This window comes from Phocaeicola massiliensis B84634 = Timone 84634 = DSM 17679 = JCM 13223, assembly GCF_000382445.1.
Classification (GTDB): Bacteria; Bacteroidota; Bacteroidia; order Bacteroidales; family Bacteroidaceae; genus Phocaeicola; species Phocaeicola massiliensis.
In genome coordinates this window covers 2,497,809-2,521,015 of sequence record NZ_KB905472.1, presented here as the reverse complement: position 1 = coordinate 2,521,015, position 23,207 = coordinate 2,497,809, and the positions used below count along the sequence as shown (strand labels likewise).

At 44.5% G+C, this 23,207-nt stretch carries 16 protein-coding genes and 1 riboswitch; of the genes, 5 read left to right on the top strand and 11 right to left on the bottom strand.

Annotated features, from left to right (window positions below; translation table 11 throughout):
- Positions 1-4: 4 nt before the first annotated feature.
- Genes HMPREF1534_RS08435 through HMPREF1534_RS08445 form a run of 3 tightly spaced genes read right to left on the bottom strand, consistent with a single transcriptional unit; the run spans position 5 to position 4,370 of the window.
- Complete coding sequence (locus tag HMPREF1534_RS08435; RefSeq protein WP_005940839.1) at positions 5-652, bottom strand: DUF1847 domain-containing protein; 648 nt, start codon at positions 650-652, stop codon at positions 5-7.
- A 39-nt stretch (positions 653-691) separates the two neighbouring features.
- Complete coding sequence (gene radA / locus HMPREF1534_RS08440) at positions 692-2,056, bottom strand: DNA repair protein RadA (protein ID WP_005940835.1); 1,365 nt, start codon at positions 2,054-2,056, stop codon at positions 692-694.
- A gap of 25 nt (positions 2,057-2,081) precedes the next feature.
- A complete protein-coding gene (locus tag HMPREF1534_RS08445) occupies positions 2,082-4,370 on the bottom strand; it encodes an alpha-N-acetylglucosaminidase (RefSeq protein WP_005940832.1) in 2,289 nt (762 codons plus the stop codon).
- Between the two features lie 200 nt (positions 4,371-4,570).
- Here HMPREF1534_RS08445 and HMPREF1534_RS08450 point away from each other — a divergent pair, with 200 nt between their 5' ends.
- The 4 genes from HMPREF1534_RS08450 (at position 4,571) to thrC (ending at position 11,182) form a co-directional block, all read left to right on the top strand.
- Positions 4,571-5,716, top strand: coding sequence for a 6-bladed beta-propeller (locus HMPREF1534_RS08450; RefSeq protein ID WP_005940829.1), 1,146 nt, complete (start codon positions 4,571-4,573; stop codon positions 5,714-5,716).
- Positions 5,717-6,198: 482 nt separating this feature from the next.
- Positions 6,199-8,631: a bifunctional aspartate kinase/homoserine dehydrogenase I gene (gene thrA, locus HMPREF1534_RS08455; RefSeq protein ID WP_005940826.1), complete on the top strand. Its 2,433-nt coding sequence runs from the start codon at positions 6,199-6,201 to the stop codon at positions 8,629-8,631.
- Between the two features lie 4 nt (positions 8,632-8,635).
- Positions 8,636-9,865, top strand: coding sequence for a cofactor-independent phosphoglycerate mutase (locus HMPREF1534_RS08460; protein ID WP_005940823.1), 1,230 nt, complete (start codon positions 8,636-8,638; stop codon positions 9,863-9,865).
- Positions 9,866-9,880: 15 nt separating this feature from the next.
- Positions 9,881-11,182, top strand: coding sequence for a threonine synthase (gene thrC / locus HMPREF1534_RS08465; RefSeq protein ID WP_005940820.1), 1,302 nt, complete (start codon positions 9,881-9,883; stop codon positions 11,180-11,182).
- Positions 11,183-11,797: 615 nt separating this feature from the next.
- Here the strand turns inward: thrC and HMPREF1534_RS08470 are convergent.
- From HMPREF1534_RS08470 to HMPREF1534_RS08500, 8 genes are all read right to left on the bottom strand, one after another.
- Complete coding sequence (locus HMPREF1534_RS08470) at positions 11,798-12,805, bottom strand: ABC transporter ATP-binding protein (protein ID WP_005940817.1); 1,008 nt, start codon at positions 12,803-12,805, stop codon at positions 11,798-11,800.
- Positions 12,805-13,836 (bottom strand): iron ABC transporter permease, encoded by a 1,032-nt coding sequence (locus tag HMPREF1534_RS08475; protein ID WP_005940813.1) that lies wholly within the window; start codon positions 13,834-13,836, stop codon positions 12,805-12,807. Before HMPREF1534_RS08475 ends, HMPREF1534_RS08470 begins: the two co-directional genes overlap by 1 nt.
- A 115-nt stretch (positions 13,837-13,951) precedes the next feature.
- Entirely contained in the window at positions 13,952-15,079 is a 1,128-nt protein-coding gene (locus HMPREF1534_RS08480; RefSeq protein ID WP_005940810.1) for an ABC transporter substrate-binding protein, read from the bottom strand.
- A 1-nt stretch (position 15,080) separates the two neighbouring features.
- Complete coding sequence (locus HMPREF1534_RS19835) at positions 15,081-15,608, bottom strand: ATP-binding protein (protein ID WP_005940808.1); 528 nt, start codon at positions 15,606-15,608, stop codon at positions 15,081-15,083.
- Positions 15,609-15,639: 31 nt separating this feature from the next.
- Positions 15,640-16,782, bottom strand: coding sequence for a YncE family protein (locus HMPREF1534_RS08485; RefSeq protein WP_005940805.1), 1,143 nt, complete (start codon positions 16,780-16,782; stop codon positions 15,640-15,642).
- Between the two features lie 13 nt (positions 16,783-16,795).
- Positions 16,796-18,826: a TonB-dependent receptor plug domain-containing protein gene (locus tag HMPREF1534_RS08490; RefSeq protein ID WP_005940802.1), complete on the bottom strand. Its 2,031-nt coding sequence runs from the start codon at positions 18,824-18,826 to the stop codon at positions 16,796-16,798.
- An 11-nt stretch (positions 18,827-18,837) separates the two neighbouring features.
- On the bottom strand, positions 18,838-20,448 hold the full coding sequence (locus tag HMPREF1534_RS08495; RefSeq protein WP_005940799.1) for an MAC/perforin domain-containing protein: 1,611 nt from the start codon (positions 20,446-20,448) through the stop codon (positions 18,838-18,840).
- 163 nt (positions 20,449-20,611) lie between these two features.
- Positions 20,612-20,834, bottom strand: a riboswitch (cobalamin riboswitch).
- Between the two features lie 70 nt (positions 20,835-20,904).
- Complete coding sequence (locus tag HMPREF1534_RS08500) at positions 20,905-21,924, bottom strand: acyltransferase family protein (protein WP_005940796.1); 1,020 nt, start codon at positions 21,922-21,924, stop codon at positions 20,905-20,907.
- Positions 21,925-22,235: 311 nt separating this feature from the next.
- Here HMPREF1534_RS08500 and HMPREF1534_RS08505 point away from each other — a divergent pair, with 311 nt between their 5' ends.
- On the top strand, positions 22,236-23,207 hold the full coding sequence (locus HMPREF1534_RS08505; protein ID WP_005940793.1) for an alpha/beta hydrolase: 972 nt from the start codon (positions 22,236-22,238) through the stop codon (positions 23,205-23,207).

Genomic DNA, 23,207 nt, shown 5'->3' with positions numbered 1-23,207 from the left:
TTTTTTATTTATTGTCGGGCATGAGTTTCTTGCGATAATATGAATTGGCCGTATAAAGGGCAGCAGCCGGATTGTGTCCGGTGACGCGGTCTTTTGTTATCAAGGTAGTGGAATAGGCATCTGCATATTTATAGAACAGGCTGTCATGTCCCACACAAAGTCCGATAACTACATTCAGGTCTGTATGCGCGCGGTTGAGCAGGCGCGCCTGAAGGATAGGGTTGCACATGGCAGCTCCGATGGTTTCACATTCCTGAGGGATACCAACGGATGATTTGGGCACTCCCGCCACTTTGCATATCACGGAATAAGCTTCGAATCCGTTGGCTCTCAGAATCCGGGCAAAGATTCGTGCTTCATTGATTAATCCGATGCAATTGGCAATTCCTATTTTCTTGTATCCCATCTTGCGTGCAAAGGTCATGATTTCTTCCACGCGGGTGAGCCGGCAATAGCCTTCAAACTCCACTTCGGCGCTGGCTACCATAACATCGTGGTTTTGTCCTTCGTCATAGCGTTCCAGTGCCCACTCCAAATCTTCTGTATCCAAACCGGTCGTCAGGCAGAATTCGGGATATGTACGGTCTTTGAACTTGCAGTTCTGTGTTCCGCAGTCCACACAACTTGGGGTATATGAATTGTCTTTAGTCATTGATGTCGATTCTTTAGTTTTAAAACAGTTTTATGTATCTTATCCGAATAAGGCCCGGAACGCTTCTTCCACTTTTCTGACCGGAATGAGTTCTATTTTCAGTTTCTTGGTATCCATTCCCTGAAGGTTATGCTTGGGGATAAGGATACGCTTGAATCCGAGCTTTTCGGCTTCACCGATTCGCTGTTCGATGCGGTTGACCGGACGTATCTCTCCACTCAGTCCCACTTCACCTGCCATGCAGGTGTCGCGCTCCACCTCCGCATCCATGTTGCTGGACAAGATGGCGCTGATGACAGACAGGTCGATGGCAGGGTCGTTGACCTTCAGTCCGCCGGCTATATTGAGAAAGACATCTTTCTGTGCCAGCTTGAATCCGACCCGTTTCTCCAACACGGCAAGAAGCATGTTCATTCTTCTCAGATCAAAGCCTGTGGCGGAGCGTTGAGGATTGCCGTAGACGGCAGAGCTGACCAGTGCCTGTGTTTCGATGAGGAACGGACGAACCCCTTCGATGGCAGAGGCGATGGCTACGCCGCTCATTCCTTCATGGTCTTGGCTCAGCAGTAACTCAGAGGGGTTGCTCACTTGCCTCAATCCGTCCTGCCGCATCTCGTAGATGCCTAATTCGGCAGTGCTGCCGAAACGGTTCTTGATGCTGCGCAGGATGCGATACATATAATGTTGGTCGCCCTCGAACTGCAAAACGGTGTCGACAATGTGCTCCAGTACCTTTGGTCCGGCTATGCTTCCTTCCTTATTGATATGTCCGATCAGGATAACGGGCGTGTTGGTCTGCTTGGCAAATTTAAGGATGGAGGCGGAACATTCGCGCACTTGCACCAGGCTTCCGGGAGAAGACTCGATTGTCTCGGTTGATATCGTTTGTATGGAGTCGATGATAACCAGGTCGGGTTGCGTGTTCTTGATGTTTACGTAAATCTGTTCCAAAGATGTTTCGCATGCTATCAGGCAGTCCGATGAGTTGTGACGGATGCGGTCGGCACGCAGCTTCAGCTGCCGTGCGCTTTCTTCGCCGGACACATAAAGTATCTTCTTTTCGGGTAATCTCAGAACAGTTTGTAGCACGAGGGTGGACTTGCCGATGCCCGGTTCCCCACCCAGCAACACCAGCGAGCCGGGAACCAGACCGCCGCCCAATACACGGTTTAACTCCTCGTCGTGCATATCGATGCGTGGCTCATCGCCACCCGTTATTTCACTGAGGATTACCGGTTTGCTCTTGACCGGTTCCAATCCAGAAAGAGGACGGGTTCCGGCTACGGGCTTGCGCACCACCTCTTCTACATACGTGTTCCACTCACCGCAAGAAGGGCACTTGCCAATCCATTTGGGAGAGTCTTGTCCGCAGTTGCTACATATATATACAGTCTTTTCTTTCATACAGCAAAGGTATGGAAATATTTCTTTATTTCTTTCCCAAATTCTCAAATCTGTTTTCTTCTTTCACTTCATCTCTCTGAACACCTTCCCGATAATACTCATCGGCCAGGGCAACATACTTGCGGTACATCCTCTGTGCGGTTTCTATTTCATCACCTTGGGTGATGGGGGTGCGTGCCTTTCCGGGAGTCGACACATACTGAAGTTCCCAATCACCCAGCGAACTGTAGAAGTCATTGGCGCGGAAAGCTTCGCGGTTATGCGTGAGCGGCAAGCCCTGTTCCGAATATTCCGTGCCTTTATCCAGATGTTCTTCAAGCATGGCATAGAACTTTTCCCACCGTTTCAGGTAATAACCGTCTATCAGTCCTGCCCATTCTTTCCAACCGTAATCAAAGATGAAAGGGTCTTTGTCTGCCCCCCATATCGTGAACAGGGCAGTGGCATCCTTCTCATATAAGTCTTGTTCTTCGGGAGTCGTTCCCCAACGGCGTGCCTGAGTGAGCCATCTGTCGAAGTTGAATTCAGGACGAGTGCGTAATAAGGTATCCACATCCTTCAATAGTTCCAAGAAGCGTTGGCTGTGGAGTCGGAAGGCCGTCTTGTCTTTTTCTTTAAATGCCTTTGCCGCTTGTTTGTGGATGGCTTGTCCCAGATTGGACATGATTTGGCGTTGTATGTCGATAATATCGAAACGATAGGGGCGGGAATCTCCCAATTTGTCTGCATCTTGCAGGAGAAGAGCTTCTGCCTGTATCAAATCGGTCGGATGATAAGGAATGGCAAAGCCGGCATTCGGTCCCGACTTTTTCACATCAAGCGCGGGGCGTGCGGCAATGATGGAGCTGAATTCCGTACCGTTCGTGCCCCGTGTGTATGCCGACCGGAGCAAATAGACAGTCCATGCGGTCTCGGCATTTTGAGAGACAGCTCCGTAACGGCGACGCGCATAGTCTGCCAACCATTTTTCCACATCAATGCTGTCACGGTGCAAAGGCATTTCAAATGCAAGGTCATAATAAACCGGATTCTGCTCGATGGACTCCATAAAGAGGCCCGAACCGACGATGTTCGGCGAGCGTTTTGCGGCGGTGGCGTATTGGTTGGACGCCAGCAAAGGTAAATCGCCATGTAGATTGATGCGTCCGCCAAAGTTGTGCAGATTACCGGCAATGGCGGAGTAGCCCCAAAAGGCGCTGTCCTTTCGGCACTTAGCCCCGTTAAGGTCGAGAATTAACAAGTCTTCTTTGGGAACGGCTTTCACAATCGGTTCGCGCAAGCTCCATGCCTGCATAGCCCATACAGCCGATGAGTCGAAATCCTTGAATAGCTTGTGAATGGACTTTCCGACCGCCGACAGGTATTCGGGAGTATCTATCGGCGGAGTGCTTTCATGGAACGGGTCGGCGGCATATACCCCGTGGGCACCGTAAAGCTTCTTTTGCTCTTCCAGGAAGTCATGCCCGATGACTTGGAACAGCGAGTCGGTGGGGTCGAGCTGGGCAACGCCGGTAAAAGCGCACCATGAAGGCTGTTGCTGTATTTTAGCATGGGGATATTTAGCCTTCAGTTCGCGTGGTACGTAGCCGGAGAAACCTTGTTGAATAGGTTGCATGCCCAGTTCCAGCTCACGCTGTATGATTTGTTTGCCCAGCCGGATGTGAGAGTCTATCCATGATTTGGGAAGCGGTCCGCCATAGTCCTGCAGGTTTTGCATCCATTGCCAGGCGGCATGCGCCGGTCCTGCAAGGAAATGCCGTGCCTCTTCATCCGTGAAACGATGTTTCAGCAGCGTGTTGTACCACACGGCTTCCAGACCGACAACAGAGAGGGGCATGTTGATGGAGTTCATTGCCATATAGTCCAGCTCGCGTTGCCATCGTTCCCAGTCCCACCATGCTGCCGAGTAACTCACGGTGCAATAGTTCATGTAAACACGATACTTGCCGTTGATGATGTTACGGGTCGTTTCGGCAGGGAGAGGAAGCGTTTGCGGCAGGTTGAGTTGATCGCCGAACCAGGAAACATGTGCATGGCAAGTATATTTTAAATATTGGTTATAGGCGGTGGCAAGTGCTACCGGATTGTTACCCCGCAATAACACCTTTCCGTTCTGGCTGCCTATTTCGTAGACATCTTTTCCGTTTTCGGAATCGATAAGTTCCAGTTGGAACTGGTTGCCATATCCCGGTGTGACACGTTCTATCAAGTCATACGCGGCTTGTATCTGCGGATGGTTGGAATGGCAGGCGGTGCATAGCAGTGACACGACTGTTGCGATAAGCCATAAAGAAATAAAGTAATAGTGTTTCATTTTCTTATTTTATGTGTTAATGATTATAGATATCAGAAGTTGGTCTTATATATGGCACACAAAATTACGATAATTTATTCAATCAGAGAACTTTTTGTTTTAGCTTTTATAATTAAATGTATGAAGAAAAAGCCATAATTGTTTGTTTCTTCGGAATATGTTTTTTACATTTGGACAATCTACTTAAAAATCGTACTATAATGAAAAAGACAATGTTGTTGATGAGTACTGCAATACTGGCGACTGCCTTTCTTGCAGCTTGCGGACCGTCATCGAAAGATGATGGCACCATTACAAGATTAGAGCAGAATGGCAATACACTCACAGTATGTGATTTTGCGAAAGTAAAGGATACTCTGAATGTGCCTCTGAGCGAGTGGGTGGAAGATTGCCGGTTGGTGAGGTTTGAAAATACCGATACGGCATTGTTTAAAATGTGGTGGCCGGCTATTACCGACAACTATATCGGAATCCGTCAAAGCGGAGGTGTGTTTAAGCTGTTTGACCATAAAGGAAAATTTCTGCATGACATAGGAGCGATGGGACAGGGGCCCGGTGAATATGCAGGTTCGTTGTATAGCGAATTGATTGATGAGAAAAATAAGGTGATATACCTTGCCCCGTTTGCCGGAAGCACTAAGGTATTGAAGTATAATCTGGACGGAACCTTTGTGACTGACTATGATTTGGGGGAAAGACTCAACAAACCCAAACTGTCTCTCAACCCCGATGGAAGTATATCGCTCGTTCATCTCTGCTTTCAGGGTATGAGTGAAATGATGGGAGCTGTTATTACGCCGGATAGCACTATCACCAAGTATATACCTGCCCCCGGTCAGGCTATAAATCCCCGTGATAAAAACGGTCGTTTCGTTGGCTTTAATAACGAGATATGGAGCTATAATAATGTGGAAGGCTTCAAATACATGATGATGCCTGTCGATACATTATATAATTATAATGCTGCTGCCAACAAGATGGAAGCGCAGTTTGCCTTGTCCAATCCTCCTGTGGGAGAAGACGTATTCCTGATTTACGATGAGCTTCCCGGTAAATATCTTGCTACGGTTTGGGGTAAAGGAACTATTGTGGTAGACAACAAGAACAATAATTCACACTATGTGAAGTTGGTTAATGACTACTTTGGCGGTCTTCCTGCACCGATGAATTTCACTAACGGTTGGTTTTTTGCTATGTATGAGCCGGCAGTGCTGATGGAAAACATAGAAAAGCGTATGGCTGCATCCGATTGTACAGACAAAGACAAAGAATTGCTGAAAGGCTTGCTTGAATCATTGGATGAAAATGATAACAATGTCATGTTTATCGGTAAACTGAAGAAGTGATTTGACTATTGCTTGGTTATAATAGCCGTCTTTCACAATAAAAACGCTTGTGAAAGGCGGTTTTTTTGCTTCTTTTTGTCTTATTTCTGCTATTGAAAGAGTAATTCTTACTGTTTCTCTCAAAAAAAACGAGATTCGTGATAGATTGTAAGAAATAGTTTTTATATTTGCATCGTTCAAACAAAAAGGAAAGAACGGTTATAAAATGACAATGTACTATCTGCATACAACCACTTTTGGGATGGGGAGCATGATGACCTCCATGTCTGCATCCACAACAATGACCCCTCGGGGTTAAGGATAGTATATAGTGTTTCTACGTGATACACGCTTACGGACGTAAGCAAAAACAGCATTTAATTTTATTTTATTGTAAACAGATACGGCTTATTCCGTTACTGAAGACGTGTTATATAGTGTCCTGAACTAAATAAGGAGATGATAATGCAGGGGAAAAGAGCCGGAACAAAATAGGTAATTGCATGAAAGTAATGAAATTCGGCGGAACATCCGTAGGTTCCGTAGACAGTATTTTAAAAGTCAAACAGATAGTAGAGGCTGCCGAAGAGCCTGTAATCGTAGTGGTATCTGCTTTGGGCGGCATCACTGACAAGTTAATCAATACCTCACAAATGGCAGCCAACGGCGATGCAGAGTATGAAAAAGAGTATCGTGAGATAGTAAACCGTCACATCGAAATGGTGTATACCGTTATTCCGGCGGGCGAAGGACGCACCGTATTGCTGGATAAGGTCAATGAACTGTTGAGTGAGTTGAAAGATATCTTTCAAGGTATTTATCTGATTAAGGATTTGTCTTCCAAAACTTCTGCAACTATCGTGAGCTACGGTGAACGTTTGTCGTCTATTATTGCGGCAACGCTGATAAAGGGAGCGGTGTGGTATGATTCGCGCAACTTCATCAAGACCGAGAAAAAACATGCCAAACATATTCTGGATTCGGAACTGACAACTTCGTTGGTGAAAGAAACATTTGATGAAATTCCGCAGGTAGCACTGGTGCCCGGTTTTATATCTACCGACAAGAACAGCGGAGAAGTGACAAACTTGGGACGTGGCGGTTCGGATTATACGGCTTCCATCATTGCCGCATCTTTGAATGCCGCCAGTCTGGAGATATGGACGGATGTGGACGGCTTTATGACCGCCGACCCGCGTGTCATCAGCACTGCTTATACCATAAACGAGCTGAGTTATGTAGAAGCTATGGAGCTTTGCAACTTTGGTGCGAAAGTAGTTTATCCGCCGACTATCTATCCGGTGTGTCACAAGAATATTCCCATTCTGATAAAAAACACCTTTAACCCCGAGGCTCCCGGAACCATTATCAAGCAGGAAGTTGATTCGGGCTCAAAAGCCATTAAAGGTATTTCTTCTATCAATGACACCACTCTGATTACGGTTACAGGTTTGGGCATGGTGGGAGTGATCGGCGTAAACTTCCGCATCTTCAAGGCATTGGCGCAGAATGGCATCAGTGTGTTCATGGTGTCTCAGGCTTCTTCGGAGAACAGCACTTCCATCGGTGTCCGTAATCAGGATGCTGCATTGGCTTGTGAGGTGTTGAATGAAGAATTTGCAAAAGAGATAGAAATGGGTGAAATCAGTCCGGTGGTGGCTGAGATGAATTTGGCCACCATTGCGATTGTAGGCGAGAATATGAAGCATACACCCGGCATTGCCGGAAAGCTTTTCGGAACATTGGGACGTAACGGCATCAGTGTGATAGCTTGTGCGCAAGGTGCTTCGGAGACCAACATTTCTTTTGTGGTAGAGGCTAAATCGCTTCGCAAATCTTTGAATGTCATTCATGATTCATTCTTCCTGTCGGAGTATCAAGTATTGAACTTGTTTATCTGTGGTACCGGTACGGTGGGCGGCAGCCTGATAGAACAAATCCGTTGCCAGCAACAAAAGTTGATGCAGGAACGCGGCTTGAAGTTGAAGGTGGTGGGCATTGCCGACGGGCACCGTGCACTCTTCACACGTGCGGGCATTGACCTTGCTTCTTATAGGGAAGAGATGGAAGAAAAAGGAATCCCGTCTTCTGCCGCTGTGCTGCATGACGAGATTATCGGCATGAATATTTTCAATTCTGTTTTTGTGGATTGTACGGCAAGTGCCGAAGTAGCCTCTCTTTATAAAGAGTTCCTGATGCATAATATCTCTGTAGTGGCTGCGAATAAGATTGCCGCTTCATCGGATTATTCCATTTATAGCGAGCTGAAACAAATAGCCCGCAGACGGGGGGTGAAGTTCTTGTTCGAGACAAATGTAGGTGCGGGGCTGCCGATTATCAATACCATCAATGACTTGATAAACAGTGGTGATAAGATTCTGAAGATAGAAGCGGTACTCAGTGGAACTTTGAACTATATCTTTAATAAGATCAGCGCAGACGTGCCTTTCAGCCAAACCATCAAGATGGCACAGGAAGAACGTTATTCGGAGCCCGACCCGCGTATCGACCTGAGTGGAAAAGACGTAATCCGCAAGTTGGTTATCTTGGCGCGCGAGGCCGGATACAAGTTGGAACAGACAGATGTGGAAAAACATCTTTTCGTGCCGAGTGACTTCTTCGAAGGACCTTTGGAAGAGTTCTGGAAGAAAGTCCCGTCGCTGGATGCCGATTTTGAGGCACGTCGCCGGAAACTGGAGAGCGAGAACAAACGTTGGCGCTTCGTTGCGAAACTGGAAAACGGTAAAGGTAGTGTGTCTCTGCAGGAAGTAGACAGCAAACATCCGTTCTATGGATTGGAGGGCAGTAATAATATTATTCTGCTTACTACCGAACGGTATAAAGAATATCCAATGATGATACAAGGATACGGTGCCGGTGCCAGTGTAACTGCTGCCGGAGTATTTGCCGATATCATGAGTATCGCAAACATTTAGGCTTATGAAACACATTATTATTCTGGGTGACGGTATGGCCGACTGGCCGGCTGAATCATTGGGAAATAAAACATTGCTGCAATATGCTGCTACACCCTATATGGACAAGCTTGCCCGTATGGGACGTACCGGAAGGCTGATGACTGTTGCACCGGGGTTTCATCCGGGCAGCGAAGTGGCGAATATGTCTGTTATGGGCTATAATCTGCCGAAGGTGTATGAAGGACGCGGTCCGTTGGAAGCGGCGAGTATCGGCGTAGAGCTGCAACCGGGAGACATGGCGATGCGTTGCAATATTATCTGTATCGAAGGAGATAATATAAAGAATCATTCTGCCGGTCATATCACCACCGAAGAAGCTGATGTGTTGATTCAATATTTGGAAGAGAAGTTGGGCACAGACCGTATTCATTTCTATACAGGGGTGCAATACCGTCATTTATTGGTGATAAAAGGGGGCAATAAGCAGTTGGATTGTACGCCTCCTCACGATGTTCCGTTGAAACCTTTCCGTCCGCTGATGGTGAAAGCCGGGGTGCCGGAAGCTCAGGAGACGGCCGAACTGATAAATGCCCTTATCCTGAAGTCGCAAGAATTACTGGCTGAACATCCCATTAACAAGAAGCGTATAGCCGAAGGTAAAGATCCTGCCAACAGCATCTGGCCGTGGAGTCCGGGCTATCGTCCGCAGATGGAGCCATTGGCAGAGAAGTATCCGGTTATCAGGAAAGGTGCGGTCATTTCGGCTGTCGATTTGATTAACGGAATCGGATATTATGCCGGATTGCGTCGCATCACCGTGCAAGGGGCAACAGGACTTTATGATACAAATTATGAAAACAAGGTTGCTGCTGCATTGGAAGCACTTCGGACGGATGACTTTGTCTATCTGCATATCGAAGCCAGTGACGAGGCGGGGCATGAGGGGGATTTTAAGTTGAAACAGTTCACTATTGAAAATCTGGATAAGCGGGTTGTAGGGCCTGTTTATGAGGCAGTGAAAGATTGGGACGAGCCTGTGGCTATTGCCGTGCTTCCCGACCACCCCACACCTTGCGAACTGCGTACACATACTGCTGAGCCGGTGCCTTTCCTCATTTACTATCCGGGCATAGAGCCGGACAATGTACAGAACTTCGACGAGGTGGCTTGTGTGGAAGGCAGTTACGGAGTGATGAAAGAAGATGAGTTTATGAACGAGTTTATGACAGCCTCTGCGTTGCATAACGATTAAAAACCAATCTATATTATGAAATATTACAGTACCAATCATCAGTCCCCGGTTGCTTCATTAGAAGAAGCTGTAGTGAAGGGACTGGCTTCCGACAAAGGATTATTTATGCCCGAAGCTGTTAAAATGTTGCCGGAAGAGTTTTATGATAACATCGAGCACCTGTCTTTTCAGGAAATAGCTTATCGGGTAGCCGATGCTTTCTTTGGCGAAGATGTGCCTGCCGATACATTGAAACAAATTGTTTATGACACGTTGAGTTTTGATGTTCCTGCCGTAAAGGTGAAGGATAATATATACTCATTGGAATTGTTTCATGGTCCTACCTTGGCTTTTAAGGACGTGGGCGGACGGTTCATGGCTCGTTTGCTGGGTTACTTCATTAAAAAAGAAGGGCAGAAGCAGGTGAATGTCCTGGTCGCTACTTCGGGAGATACCGGCAGTGCAGTAGCCAATGGCTTCCTGGGAGTGGAAGGTATCCATGTGTATGTGCTTTATCCCAAAGGAAAGGTCAGCGAAATTCAGGAAAAGCAGTTCACTACGCTGGGACAGAATATTACGGCTTTGGAAGTAGACGGTACGTTTGATGATTGTCAGGCATTGGTGAAGAATGCGTTTATGGATGCTGACTTGAATGCGCACATGAAACTGACTTCGGCAAATTCTATTAACGTGGCCCGTTTCCTGCCTCAGGCATTCTATTATTTCTATGCCTACGCACAGTTGAAGAAAGAAGGTAAGGCGGATAATATGGTGGTATGTGTGCCTAGCGGTAACTTTGGCAATATAACGGCCGGTCTGTTCGGCAAGCGCATGGGTTTGCCTGTGAAGCGTTTTATAGCGGCCAACAACCGCAATGACATATTCTATCAATACTTGCAGACCGGAAAGTATAATCCCCGTCTTTCCATTGCTACCATTGCCAATGCGATGGATGTGGGCGATCCCAGTAATTTTGCTCGTATACTGGCATTGTATGACAACAATCATGCTGCCATTGCAATGGAAATCTCGGGTGCGACCTATACAGATGAACAGATTCGTGAAGCAGTGAAGGAAGCCTATCGGGAAACAGGCTATTTGCTCGACCCTCACGGAGCTTGCGGTTATCGTGCCCTTTCGGAAAGTTTGCAACCGGGAGAGACCGGTGTTTTCCTTGAAACGGCTCATCCGGCAAAGTTCCTGGAAACAGTGGAGGACATCATTGGCAACAAAGTAGAGATTCCTGCCAAGTTGAAAGAGTTCATGAAGGGAGTCAAGCAGAGCATTCCGATGAATAAGGATTTTGAAAGTTTTAAGGCTTATTTGATGAAAGAATAGCTCTTTCATGGTCTATCAAATCGTCGACTGTAGGGGCAGGGTTTGCCTGCCCGAACCGACGGTCACGACCTTGGAAGTAATGCACAAAACAAGCTGTTCCCGGGCGAGCGAATCTGGCTACTACCGGCAAAACGACAGCATTGTCAACGTTTAGACACAATCCTATTTACACAAGGCACGGGGCCCGGACCGGATATCAGTCGGCGGGAGCATCCTTGTCGGGAGAAAGCATTCCGGTCAATTCCTCTTGCAAGGAAGATTGCCGGATGGTATTCTTTTTCTCTTTGAGCAAAGCGTGAGATACTTTTCCTTCTGTTCATCAGATAAAAGCAAAGCTTTCATATATCTTCCTTTCTATAGGGCTAACGGTTTTTTATCGGTTGTCTAAGGCTTTTTATTTGCTGGATTATTACGTCCCACTACGGCAGGATATACGTCCCATTGCAGTAGGACGTACGTTCCACTACAGCAGGACGTACGTTCCACTACAGCAGGACGTACGTTCCACTGTAGCAGGACGTAGTAACAGACGGTAAGTAAGTCCTTAGCCTTCAGTATGAAAAGGTTTAATCTTCCTATTCCTGTGACTAAGTCTGTCTAAGCAGGGTGAATTTTTTAAATGAGTTGTGCCAGCACTTCTTCAAAGGAAGAATATGTATGCGTTTCTTCTTTTTGCGTGAGTATCAACCGGTGGTCGGAGAGTGCTTGCAGATAAGGTAGGAACCGGTTCCCTTGGTTTGCCGGCAGGCAAGTATAGCCGTGTCGGTTTAAGGCGTTGATGGTCCAGTGCAGCAACGTATCGTTTTCGGCTTCCACCCTGATTTCTTTTTTTCCGGTTACAGTGGGATAGTAGATGCCATGATTATAATCGAACCGGATATTACTGTGTGAGAACAGCGTGTCCATCCGATGATTCAGAATCATATCTTCCGTCACTCCGCATTGCAGTCCTGTTTCTTTGGACAGCAGCCAAAGCTTGTCCGACAGTACCAGGGCTTGTTCTATGTCATGGGTGGATAACAGGATGGCCTTGTTTTGCTCCACCGCCAACTGATGCAGCAAAGTCATGATTTCTATGCGGCTCACCACGTCCAGAAAAGCGGTCGGCTCATCCAAGATGATAAGCGGACATTCCTGAACCAATGCTTTGGCTATCATTACCTTTTGCCGTTCTCCGTCCGAAAGTTCGGCGGTGTAGCTTTCGGCTTTGTGGGCAATGCCTACGGCATCCAATGCCTCTTTGATAATGAGATGGTCTTTGGGATGGAGTCGCCCGAAGAAGCCTGTATGCGGCTGGCGTCCCAAAGCTACCAGTTCATACACGGTCAGCCCTCCGGCTTGTGTCTTGTCTGTCAGGACCACACCGATGGTGCGCGAACGTTCCTTTTCCGAATACTGCTGCAAAGGCTTGCCCAGCAATTGCAAATCTCCTGCCAGGGAAGGTTGCGAAGCGGACAGGGTGCGGAGCAAAGTCGACTTTCCGGCCCCGTTTGCTCCAAGCAGACTGGTCAGTTCTCCCGGATAGAGTCCGAAAGAAAGGTGTTCGTGCACTTTCTTTTCTCCTTTGTGGGTGCGATAACCTATGCACAGGTCTGTGGCGGTGATGACAGCTTGCTTTTCCATCAGTTGAAGTACTGGATTTTACGTTGGTTCACAATGACATAAATAATAATGGGCGCACCGATGACCGGAGTGACGGCATTCAGCGGAATGATGCCTGCTTCGCCCGGCAGAATGCAGATGAAGTTGCAGAGCAGGGCAATGGCTCCTCCCGTCAGCATGGTGACAGGTAGCAGGGAATTATGGTTGGAGGTTCCCAGCATGAGGCGGGCAATGTGCGGCACGGCCAGTCCGATAAAGGAAATCGGGCCGCAGAAAGCGGTGGTCGTCGCTGTCAGTAATCCGGTGGCAACAAGCAGCAGGTTACGTGTATGGCGGATGTTGATTCCCAGGTTTTCGGCATAGCGTGTTCCCAGCAGCAGGGCATTCAGAGGCTTTATCAGCAGTATGGTAATCAGCAGCCCCGCCGCTGTGACCAAGGAGAAAAAGGGAAGCTGCTGCAAAGATACTCCTCCGAAGTTTCCCATTCCCCAAATCATGTAGGAATGCACCCCTTCTGCCGTGGAGAAAAAGTTGAGCAGGGAGATGGCAGATGAAGTGATATACCCTATCATGATACCTATAATGAGCAGCATGATGCTGTTTTTTATCAAGGTGGAGAAGAACAGGATGATTCCCATCACCAGCATGGAGCCTATGAATGCTCCGATAATGACGGACAGGAATCCGGATAAAGTGAATACTCCGGCAGTAATCGTACCTGCGCCTGCCAACATGACCAAGGCAACTCCCAAACTGGCTCCCGAACTGATTCCCAGTATGGAAGGGTCGGCCAAAGGATTATTGAATGTGGTTTGCAACATCAGTCCCGATGCTGCGAGTGCCATTCCGCAAAGGAGGGCGGTAATGGCTTGCGGCAGACGGGATTCCCAGACTATGAAACTCCAACTCGCCTTTTCTACTTCATTGCCTGTAAGGATATGCCACACCGCATCGGCAGGGATGTTTACCGAGCCGAACAACAGGTTGGCTCCTGTCAATGCAAGGATGAGGAGGAGCAGTATGATACCGTATTTCGTTCCTTTGTTATTCATTGATACTGTTTGGGGTTACGCCCACTGTAGGGAGTGTGTCAAAACTAACCCGGCCTATCCCATCGTCAGCTGTAGGGGCAGCATTATCCACGTTTTGACATAACCCTACGGTGATTTACTCCGCTAATTTAGTGAAATATTTTAATTCATACCCTTCTAAAAGCGTAGGATGGAATATTTTTATCAAATCTTTCAGTAATCGGTCGGGATGGAAAGGGGAATCTTCGTAAAAGTCTACCTTCCCTGTGTTGCATCCATAAATGTTGCGTTCCTTGAATGCGCGGAAACCGGTGTATGGAGCATAGTCCTGCTCCAATTCCTTATAAGTCTTGTCAATGGCCTGATTATATTTGATGAGCCAGAAATCTGCATTCTGACCTTTGTCAAACACGGTTTCGAAGGCTAGGGGAACAGAACCGCTATGCTCGTCATCGGCAAACACATAATTGGCCCCGGCATCCGCATAGATGCGTGCAGAGGTGCTTTTACCTCCCGGAACATACCAAGCCGAACCGTTTTTCAGTTCGCTGATAACGCTCGGCGCAGATGAAAGGGGAGCAACCAATGCTTTCAGCTCATTATAGTTTTTTTCCACCTCGGCAAACAAGCTGTCCGCTTTTTGTGCTTGACCAAATAGGAGACCATAAAAACGCATCCATTCGGCACGTCCCAATGCCGAAGTTTCCATGTAGTCCGCACATTCGATAATGGGGATGTTGAGTTTCTCCACCCGTCCGTATCCGCCACTGTTCTCGAAAGGGGAGAGCATAATGGCATCGGGGTGCAGGTCGATTATCTTTTCTATATCCGGGTTCATGCCATTCCCTACATCGGCGATGCTTCCTGTGCGGCAGCCATCCTGCACTTCTTGCAGTTTGATATACTTCAAATCGCAGACTCCTCCAATACTCTTCAAAGCACCAATCTGGTTGAGCAATCCGCAATGTACGGATGAGTAAACAACGGCCTTGCTCAATGGCGTGCGGACAAGTGTCCCTTCGGGCAAGTCGGCAGGCAGGGACTTTTCTTTGTCAACCAAGACATAGGTATGCAGTATCCGGGTCGTATCCCATGGATTGCGCAGGCGGGCGATGGTATAGTCTTCGGTTGCAGACAGGCTGAAGTTTTCTGCATAACGCAAAGGGATTGCTTCTTCTGCTTCTATTACAGAAGCAGTCTTGCTTTTTCCGCCGCAGGCGGAAAGAAGGGCAAGCAAGAAGATAAATAGGATTACTTGTTTCATGTTATTTTTTATAATATCCGCCGGTTTTACGGAAACCTTTGTATTCTATTAATTCTTTATCTTTCAGTGATTTTAAATAACGCTCTGTCGTAGCAGCTCCTTTTTGGATATATTCTGCAATTTCATATCCTTTTGCACCGGGTTTCTTTTTCAAGAAGGTGAGGATAAGGCTTTCAAGTTCGTTTATTCCCTCGTTTATTCCCTCACCTTCATTTACTCCCTCATCAGCGATTCTGTTTATTACTGAAATAAACTGCATTCCTACCGGCTCATTGATGAATTTTATATTCGGTTCTTCTTGAAGTGCACGTATAATCCCTGAGCCCAGACCACGATAAGGCATCGTTTTAGCACAGAAATTGGCAATGAAAGGATTGCGTACTACGGCGCTTCCCAGTTTGATACTTTCCACAGTCAGCCCATCGGGAAGGCATCCCGGGCTGATAATCTCTACACGGTTATCAAAAAGTGAGGGAAGCTTTATGAGATTATTTAATTTATGAGGGAAATATAGTTTTGCTTCCTTCACCAAAAGTGAAGAGAAGCAAAACTATATTTTATTATTTCAGTAAGAAGGTTAATCCGCATGGACCTACCCCTACATTGTATTTGTTTGTAAATTTGCCGTTTGCCGAATATTCGTTTACATAGCCATCAGTGGTATAACTTGGCCATCCTCCAACCATATTGTAAGAACTGATATAAATATTTCCGGTAAATGGATTGACTGCGATGCCACAAGGGCTATCAACAGGTTGATCTATTAAATTTTTTGTTTCATTTCCTGTTTTTGTATCTATACTGAAATAAGTATTTTCCGTTGCGCCATAAGGAGCATTGATAAGGTAAAGGGTATTATCTTTTACAGTCATTAATGTTGCTTCCGTTACATCTGTAACAATATTCATATTGTCAATTTTTTGTACTTTAGCTGATATGTCATTATAATTACCCATTGCTAAGACATATACGTTTCCTTCCGTAGTAGAACAAATTTTAGTGGGATTTAGTCCTACGGGTATTCTTTTTGCTTCTGTAAATGTCTTTAGGCCTATTTTAGAAACACTTTTTCCATTTGCATAATCTGCACCATAATTCATTCCGTCTGAGTTAGCAACATACAGGTAGCCGTTGGCCACTGTCATCTCTTCTGGATTTGGACCAACTTTTAATGTAGCATCAATAGTTAGGCTAAGAGTGTCGATACGAGAAACATATCCATCATACATAGAAACATATACTTTTCCATTAGCAGCTATAATATCACGTGGACCTTCCCCTTGAGTGGATGTCGGAACAATCTGTTTGATGGATTTAGCTGTATTTTTGTCTACTATTTCTATAATATTTGAACCATATATGGCAATATACATTTTCGAACCATATACTATTGCATCTTGAGGGGTACCTCCCAAACTTCTTTTGTTTATGTCAAAAAATACATTGTTGCTTGCTGTTCCTTTTTCAAAGTTAATAAAAGAAAGTGTTCCATTAACATTGTTGCTAAGATTACCTGCATTAATAACGTACAAGCCTGTTGCCTCGGTTGGCGAAGTTGCTTCAGGAGTCGTGTCGGGTTGTGAAGAAGGGTCTTCTTCCGGATCTCTAGGAACTTCGATCTCATTGTCATCATCGTTACAAGCACAGAACAGCGGGGCTATACTAAATAAGGCTGCTGCAAAAAATAAATGTTTGAATTTCATACTTATATAATTTTTAAAAATGAATACTGCAAGTTAGTTTATAGCTTCTACCCGGCATCGGGTAGCTTTTCACTATGTCATATTGTTTATTTCCCAAATTAATAATATCTCCCCGAAGATTGTATGTAAACTTCTTTATCTTGAAGCTGCGGTATAATGAAAGTCCGTATTCTATATATCCATCCATTTCATTACTTGGACGATTTTCGGAAGCAATATATCGTTTGCTCACACCTGTAGCATGAAGAGAAGCATTTATGAAAGGATTTTCCAAGGCTAAAGAAGCACCTGCGCTATGACGTGGGGTATATGCAATCTGATGTTTGTAATATACGACTTCCGGGTCTGTTTTATCTACTGCATATTGATAGGTATAGTTTCCAGTCAATAGTAAGGAATAATGTTTTGCAAGTTGGAAAGTGGTGTTTATATTGGCATCTACTCCCCAAATTTCTACTTTGCCTAAATTTACCATATTCCAGATAAACATATTATAGGGCATTGCCACAATTTTATCTTTTACCTTATTATAATACCCATCCAATGTCAGACTGATTGCTGGTAGCCAGCTTGTAAAGTTGTTCTGGTAAGTGATGCCTACATTATATTGTTGGGCCTTTTCGGGACGAAGGTCACGGCTGCCCATCCGGTCAAAGTAGTTCTCAGAAAAAGTAGCCACTCTGAATATGTCTTTATAGGAAGCCCGAAGGTATAGCTGTCCGTCCGTACAAGGTTTCCATGAAAAGGAGAAGGAAGGGGATAATTTTCGTCGGTTCTCAGCTCCGTTTCCTTCTTTTGCACCATTAAGATATATCGATCCGAGTAGTATGGCAACAGCTGTTATGTTATCAGTTTGATATCGGAGAGTTACTGTTTGTAATATAGAATGCCGGTAAGGGCTTGTATTGTTAGGAGTATTGGCATTTAGGTTATTATATATGTAATCTGCCGCATAAACCATGCTCCAGTGACTAGTCGGAGTATATAGTAATGCTCCTGATGTATAGTATTCTCGTTGGAAATAACGGTCGTTTAATTCTCCTCCGGGGTATTTCCCTCCTTCATCGTGGTAATGAGATTGGCTCCAGTTAAATTTCCCATTGATTAACAAAGAAAGATTATTTTCCCAATAAGTACGGTAATGTACTTGTGAAAAGAAATTTCGTTCGCGTAACTTCTCACGGCTTTTCGCATTGTAAAGAATGACTGCACCGGGTAATTGCTGATCTGTGTCGTAATAATAAATCTTTCCGTTCAGTGTGCTTCTGTTATTAGGGCTGATGTAAAGATTCAGTTCTCCTCTGTAGGTTTGAATGTTGTTGTTATAGCGTTTTTCTTTGGAAACATAATCTCCGTTGACTAAAGTGAAAGGATATAGGTTGTCTGCCCTCATAAATTCACCAGTGGTAGATGCTGAAATCTTTTCGTTAAACTTTTGTTCGTAGCGGATAAGGGGATTAATCATCCCGAAAGAACCTGTCTTTATCTGTCCCGTCAAGTGATTTTTTTTGTTTGAAAAATCCGGGGATATGCTTTGTAATTTTAAGGCGGCAGCAGAAGCAACTGTACGTGCCGGTACAAAAATATCTTCATTGTCCCCAATGGTCAGTGAAATTTGCTGGATATTGTCAATAGAGAAACGAGACAAGTCTATTTGTCCGCTTTGACAATCACTGAGTGTCACCCCGTCATAAACTACGGCTGTATGTTTGGCTCCTAAACTCCGAACGGAGATAGTTTTCATTCCTCCTGCACCCCCATAATCCTTTATGTTGACTCCTGAGAAGCGACGTAAAGCATCAGCAATATCCGTAATGCCTTGTTGTTGCAATTGCTTCTTGTTGAGTTGTTGGAAGGGACTAATACTTTTTACTTGTTGCTTGGTACGTTCAGCAGTTACTATAACATCTGTTATTTTATGTACTTTTCCGATAATAGTATCTCCTATCTCTTGCCCTTGAGTAATATTGGGTAATAATAGGATAATGCTATAAAGCAAGAAATAACTTAGTTTAAGTCTGTAAAAAATATCAGTCTCTTTCATCTTATCTATTTTTATAAAGCTATAATGGTATAATTAAATAAATCTTGTGGGTCAATTTGTATGGTTGGAAGACTGTTGACAAAATCTCTGATAGCATAAGTGTCTAATAAATAATCATAATGAATAGCATAAGCATATTTTTTCTCTCCTTCTGAGTATAGCAAGTAAGTTGTGTTATGCTTAGTATCTACGAATTTCTTCATTTTTGTTTCATCTAGGTCTTTTATATTAGTATATTTATCATTAGCGAAAATATCTAAACTTTCTGGATTAATTATTTGGATAATCTTTAGCCCATATATTTTACTTAATCTTTTTGCCTCGTTTTTTATATATTCGGGGTGAGTGTCATGTGGATTTCCCATATGCCATTTTATTCTAATTCGTTGATTAAATCGAGTGACTAATGTTGTTGTTACCTGTGAAAGCAAAGTACCACTTAAAATAGCACGATTGATTTCCAAATATGGTTCTCGTATTTGTGTTATGGAAGGAACTCCATTTTCTATGAAATATTTAAAATCCTTTTTCATATTCTCTTCTAACATAAACTCTGTTATAGGAATTAAACCTTCATCTGCTATATCAATGATTTTATGTGTGTTTTTATCATTCAAAGAGCTAACCCATTGAGAAAGATTTATATCTGCATTATCGACTTTTGTTGGTATTGAGAAATTAGAGAAGAAAGGAGATCCTCCTATTGTTTTTACTGAAGTTTCCATTGCTTCTATTTTATTTGTTGATGTAGTAGCATGGCTGTAGTCTTTACCAATACCTCCCTCAGCAGATACATTACCGTCTTTATCTTTCTGGAACTTAAACCCATAAGATGCAGATATATCTGTGTTCATATTCTTTTCTTTCGTTTCGGTAGATTCATTGTTTCGATAGATTCCGGTATAAAGTGCTGTCGCACGTCCTCCAGTGATGAAACTTGATAAAACAAAGCCTCCATAGTTATTGAAAAATTCACTTGGGGTAAGATTATAAAGTTCTTCCTTGAAGTCCTCTGTCAAATAATCCAATTTTATTTTCTTGATAATATTAGAACTTGTTTGCATATAATAGGATGCATCTCTGATTTGGATATTCAATTCTCCAAATATTCTTTTGCTTTCTTCCACTTTGGAGGTTGTGAATACTTCTGTCATTGTCTTATGTGCACCTAAAGAGAATAAACCCAAATTTAAGGTGAAGCCAGCATTGTTTATTTTTTTTGTAGTACTTGAGTTTTCTGTATATCTATCAAAACCAGTGTATGCAAAACTTTGTGCTTCACCTTTTCCTATTTCATTTTTCCAAAAATAGCTAGGATAATCTCTCATTAGCTTTTCTGTATTAATGACTTGAATTTTAATATCTTCAGGGTCCCCTAATGGGAAATGACTGCAAGTGAAAGATCTACCTAAATAATCACTGAAGGATAGTGTCGGTATAGATTTGGTATTTCTTGGTTTCGTCTTTCTCTGAGATAATATTAACGGATAGCGACTATCTCGTTCTTTTAATACGATCTCTTTACCAGCATCGTTTTGATTAACACTTAGGTCTAGGTCTTGCTCTTCATTACATGATATAAAGGCTATCATGCAAAGAAATAATAAGTTTACTTTCTTCATTATGTTTTATTCTTTATGTAAATAATAAATCTGCTTTTTTAAATCGAATACCCAACATAATCAAAAAGATATAATTAACCCTAGCTAATTTGTTACCTTTTGCTCAAAACAATGAGTGAGTATTTTATTTTTAACTCTTTAAACTCTTTCCTCGAAAGTTTAAAGTATGACTTTACGTTTTGCAGGTCTTCTGACTTACTCCTGTTTACTTGCCTTCCCACCTTATTATATATACAGGCAGTGGCGTGAGTGATAAGTAAACCTATCCCTTATAGGTAGATGGAGCTTACAGCAGCGGGACTGTTCAGGACTTGCACCTGATTCCCTTTTCATCCGCTTCCTCGCATCTGTCGGAGGTGTGCGGAACAAAACGTGACAAAGATAGTTTGTTTGGATGAATAAGAAAAGGAAAATGATGAAAATTTACTTTCTCTTATGAATTAATCCGTTGCAGGTTTATTTCTCTCCCAGCAAGAGCAGTCGGGTGTAGCGGTGCTTTTTCAGCAGCAAAACTACTTGATAACAAAGAATCAGTTCTATTGTCGCCACCACGGGACCTACAATAAAGCTTCCGGCGGTGCCGACGTAGAAGCCCAGTCCGTGCAGCGTGCACTCCAGCAGGAAGGTTTGTGTCCAGTAGATTCCCAAAGTGCATTTTCCCAAGTTGTTTAATGTAGGGGTGAGGCGCCTGTGTTCTATCTTGCCATACACCCACGGCGCCGATAAAAAGAAGACCATGCTACCCACTATGCCGATAACCATGCGGTAGACGGTGATATTTAAGTTCGTCCAGTCCACGGTGCCGTTGGTCCAGTCCACCACTTGGATGGGGACCATATACACGGTGAGCCTGCCTGACCAGAAAGGAAGCAGGGCGGCAAAGGCGACGAGGCTTGCAATCAGTAGCCGGCGACGATGCCGGTCAATCACCTCTTGTTCTTTCTGACAGAAGTAGCCGAGCCAGAACATGGGCAACATGAAGTTGATATTATCTACATTGCCGATGGGCAGGATGGTGAAGAGGACAATGGAAACCAAGGCTGCCGCCCAAAAACTACGCAAGGATTTGAGGGCGATGTATCCGATGAGGTAGCAGAAGAAGACGCACTTCAGGAACCATACCGCATTGAAGAACCCGAACCAACTGAAGTCCATCAGCTCGGGACAAGGATTGTATCCGGTGAGCATGACAAACGCATACATAATGGCGAAAGCGGAAAGGGAGGGGATGACCAGTTGGACAAACTTTTTCTTCACCAGCTCACCGAAAGATAGGTTGAGCGAGGAGCCGAAGAAGTACCCGCACAGCAGCATGAACAAGGGCATGTGATAGGTGTAAATGAAACTCCAGATGGGGTTGTCCCAAAAATCATTTCCGGTGGTTTGTTCCACAGAGTGCCCCAGCAATACACTGGCGATGGCGAAGAATTTCAAGAAATCCAAATAGGGTATGCGAGTCTTTCGGGGTGTAATCATAGTTTTATCGAGTTCTTTTGCGGTTGCAATATTCGCAATAAAATGGGATATATACAAATTTTGGTCAGTCTAATAATAAGTCCTTGTTCGGGATATTAAAATATCTTCGTTGTTTTAATCCGGCTGAAACGCTAAGAATACTTGTCGTGACAGGTTGTCCGAGCAGATTTTACTTTTTGTTTATGCCGAAGATAAAATCAGATTTATTTGAATATAATTAAAGTAGTACTAAATAATATTCAAAGAATGATTTGTTTTATTCAATATAATCACTATATTTGTCAAGTGAATAATCTTAAAATATGTAATAGATGAAACATTTGAATTTTATTTTAACCGGTTTATTTTTCCTGTGCGGTCTTTGTTGTCGGGCACAGGTACTTCCTTTGGAAGAAAATGTGGTGCTGAACACCAAGGAAGGACAAATCAAAGGAAAACTGCTTTTGCCCGGTGGAGTGAAGACCTGTCCGGTGGTGCTTATTATAGCCGGCTCCGGACCTACGGATATGGATGGTAATTCAGCCATTGGCAATTTGAGAAATAATTCGTTGAAGTTTCTGGCGGAAGGCTTGGCGGCAAACGGCATCGCTTCCTTGCGCTTTGACAAGCGGGGGATAGGAACCAGTGCATCGGCCGGTAAGGAGGAAGCGAAACTTTGTTTTGAAGATTATGTGAATGATGTGACGGGCTGGATTGATTACCTGGCGAAAGAGAAACGTTTTACAACAATCACGGTGGCAGGACATAGCGAAGGGGCGCTGATTGGAATGCTGGCCTGTCAGAACCGGCCGAAGGTGAAAGGCTATATCTCGATTGCCGGTGCGGGTCGTCCTGCCTACGAGATTATAGAGGCGCAAGTGGCTGCTCAACAGAATCCGGAAGCGGTGCGGAAGGAGGTGGCATCCATTAACGAGTCCTTGAAAAACGGCAAGGAAGTGAGTGACGTGCCGGCTTATCTGCAATCATTGTATCGGGCTTCTGTCCAGCCTTACATGATTTCCTGGTTCAAGTATAATCCCCGGACGGTGATTGCTTCCGTCAAAGTGCCGGTCCTCATTGTTCAGGGTAAAAATGATATTCAGGTATCGGTGGAGGATGCCGAATTTCTGAAGAAGGGTTGCCCGACTGCCGAACTGCTTTTGATTGATAAGATGAACCATGTGCTGAAAGATTGTGAATCAAAGACCGTACAGCAGCAGATGCTTACTTACGGGAATCCTTCTCTGCCGGTGAACAGTACTTTGATAGCTTCTGTCAGTACATTTGTGGAAAAACTGAAATGA